Below are 2,966 nucleotides of genomic sequence, written 5' to 3'. Positions count from 1 at the left end.
CTGCGGGAGGGGGCGGGGAGCGGGCTGCGGGAGCGTAAGAAGCGGCGGATGTACGAGACGGTGTCGGACGTGGCGATCCGGCTGTTCCTGGAGAAGGGGTTCGACGCGGTGTCCGTGGCCGAGGTGGCCGCGGCGGCGGAGATCTCGAAGCCGACGCTCTTCCGGTACTTCCCGGCCAAGGAGGACCTCGTCCTGTACCGGATCGCCGATCACGAGGACGAGACGGCCCGGGTGGTCGCGGGGAGGGCCGAGGGGGAGTCGGTGGTCGGGGCCGTACGGGCGCACTTCCTGGCGGGGCTGGCCCGGCGGGACCCGGTGACCGGGCTGAGCGACCATCCGCAGGTGCTCGCCTTCCACCGGCTGCTCTACGGGACGCCGTCGCTGGTGGCGCGGGCGTACGGCCATCTGGAGCGGGCCGAGGCCGCGCTGGCCGAGGTGCTCGGGGGCGGGCTCGACGCGCGGGTCGCCGCCGGGCAGATCGTGACCGTACGGCGGGTGCTGGCGGAGGAGAACCGGCGGCGGGTGGAGCGGGGGGATCCGTTGGAGGAGGTCGAACGGGATGCCGTCACCGCTGCCGAGCGGGTGTTCGGGCGGTTGGAAGGGGCGCTGCCGCTCGGGATGGGTTGAGGGGCCGGCGTGCCGCCCCGAGAGGGATTGATCCTCGGTAATAAATTTAACTCGGTTACATTTTTCTGTACGCTCGGCGGAATGACGCCTCGCGAACCCGCCGACCCCGCCGACATCGCCATGGACCCGGCCGCCGATCCCGCCATCGACCCGGCCATCGACCCGGCCGCCGATCCCGCCCTCCTCCAGGACAGCGCTCAGGGCAGCCTCCGGGACGTCCTGGCCCACGAACGCGCGTACCACGACACCTGCCGTGCCGCTCTCGCGGCCATGGTCGAGGGGGCGGGCGAGCAGGTTGTCGTCGGCGAGGACGTCTCCGCCTCGGGGGCCGACGCGGAGGTGCTCGGGTATCGGCTGCGCAGCCGGGCCAAGGAGATGCGTGAGCTGCCGGAGGGGCCGCTGTTCTTCGGGCGGCTCGACTTCGCCGCTCGGGCCCGCGGTGACCACGCCGGGCAGAGCTACCACCTCGGGCGGCTGCGGATCAGCGAGGACCCTGCCGTGCCGCCGCTGGTCGTGGACTGGCGTGCCCCGGTCTCGCGGGCCTTCTACCAGGCGAGTTCCCGTGATCCCCAGGGGGTGGCCGTCCGGCGCCGCTTCGGGTGGGCGCCGGGGAGCCGGGGGGACTCGGCCGACCTCACGGGCCTGGAGGACGAACACCTGGAACGCCGGGCGCCCTCATCGAACGAATCAGGCCCCACCGCTACCGCTACCCCTGACTTTGCCCCTGGTACGGCCTCCTCGGGCAGCCTCCTCACTGCCGAGATCGAGCGTCCCCGCCTCGGCCCGATGCGGGACATCGCTGCCACCATCCAGCCGGAGCAGGACGATCTGGTGCGGGCGGATCTCGCGGTCTCCGTCTGTGTGCAGGGCGCCCCCGGCACCGGCAAGACGGCCGTCGGGCTGCACCGCGCCGCGTACCTGCTCTACACCCACCCCCAGCGCATCCGTCGCGGCGGACTGCTGATCCTCGGCCCCAACCGCACGTTCCTCTCGTACATCGCGGAGGTGCTGCCCGCGTTGGGTGAGACGGGCGTACGTCAGTCGACGGTCACGGACGAGATCGCCCGGCACGAGGTGCGGGCGGAGGACGACGCGCGGGCGGCGGCGGTGAAGCATGACGCCCGGATGGCGGAGGTGCTCCGGCGTGCGCTGTACGCCGGGGTCGCGGGCGGCGGTGGACCCGGGGAACGGTCGGACGGGGCGGCCGCGTTCGGCTCCCTCGTCCTGGCCGAGGGCTCGTACCGCTGGCGGGTGGCCGGGGACGAGCTGCGGCGGATCGTGACGGACGTACGGGCCGAGCAACTGCCGTATGACGTGGGGCGGGAGCGTGTCCGGGCCCGGGTGGTCCGATCGCTGCGGGAGCAGGCGGAGCGGCGGGCCGGACCCCGCCCGAACGCGTGGCTGTACCGGATCTCGCGGTCGCGGCCGGTCGGCGCGTGCGTCGACGCCGTATGGCCGAAGGTCCGGCCGGAGGAGGTCGTGGCCCGGCTGCTCGGCGACCCGGACGTGCTCGCCGAAGCGGCGGAGGGGCTGCTCGACGCGGACGAGCAGCAGGCCATCGGCTGGGCGAAACCGCCGCGCACCTGGCGCTCGGCCCGCTGGTCGGCCGCCGATCTCGTCCTCCTCGACGAGGTCGCGGGGCTCCTCGCCCACCCCGACGGCTACGGGCATGTCGTCGTCGACGAGGCCCAGGACCTCTCCCCGATGGAGTGCCGCGCGATCGCCCGCCGGGCGGCCTACGGGTCGGTGACCGTCCTGGGCGACCTCGCCCAGGGGACGACCCCGTGGGCCGCCCGCGACTGGCCCGGTCTCCTCGCGCACCTGGGCAAGCCGGACGCCCGCGTCGTCCCCCTGACCACCGGGTTCCGGGTGCCGCGGGCCGTCGTGGGGCTGGCGAACGGGTTGTTGGGGCGCCTGGGGGTGGATGTGCCGGCCGCCCGGGTCGCTGCGGAGCGACGGGGAGCTGCGGATCAGGAGTGTTCTCGGAGGGGACGCCGTCGCCGAGGCCGTGGCCGCGGTGCGGGACGCGCTCGCGTGTGACGGGTCCGTCGGTGTCATCGCGGCCGATGGGCCCGACGTCGTACGGCTGCGCCAGGCGCTCGACGAGGCCGGGATCACGACCGGCGGCCCGGACGAACTCCGGTCGCGTGTCGCGGTGTTGGGGGCATGTGTCGCGAAGGGCCTGGAGTACGACCACGTGGTGGTCGTCGAACCGGCGGCGATCGCGGAGGCCGAGGAGCGCGGGCTGCACCGCCTGTACGTCGTCCTCACCCGGGCGGTGTCACGACTGGACGTGGTGCATGCGCGTGCGCTGCCTTGGTGACGGGGGGTGGGGGGAG

3 protein-coding genes are annotated in these 2,966 nt (G+C 74.0%); all 3 read left to right on the top strand.

The genetic code is table 11. The annotated features are described in order from the left end of the window. The 3 genes from P1P70_RS42760 to P1P70_RS45950 all read left to right on the top strand — a co-directional run bounded on the left by P1P70_RS42760 (position 1) and on the right by P1P70_RS45950 (position 2,950). Positions 1 to 627, top strand: a complete 627-nt coding sequence (locus P1P70_RS42760; RefSeq protein WP_319247628.1) for a TetR family transcriptional regulator — start codon at positions 1 to 3, stop codon at positions 625 to 627. Positions 628 to 708: 81 nt separating this feature from the next. Continuing rightward, on the top strand, positions 709 to 2,667 hold the full coding sequence (locus P1P70_RS42755) for a HelD family protein (protein WP_413471678.1): 1,959 nt from the start codon (positions 709 to 711) through the stop codon (positions 2,665 to 2,667). After that, positions 2,645 to 2,950, top strand: a complete 306-nt coding sequence (locus tag P1P70_RS45950; protein ID WP_413471677.1) for an ATP-binding domain-containing protein — start codon at positions 2,645 to 2,647, stop codon at positions 2,948 to 2,950. Before P1P70_RS42755 ends, P1P70_RS45950 begins: the two co-directional genes overlap by 23 nt. Positions 2,951 to 2,966: the final 16 nt, after the last annotated feature.

The sequence above is a fragment of the Streptomyces sp. MB09-02B genome (assembly GCF_033794485.1).
GTDB lineage: Bacteria > Actinomycetota > Actinomycetes > Streptomycetales > Streptomycetaceae > Streptomyces.
The sequence above is the reverse complement of the archived record's forward strand: the minus strand, read 5'-3'. Positions and strand labels throughout refer to the sequence as shown.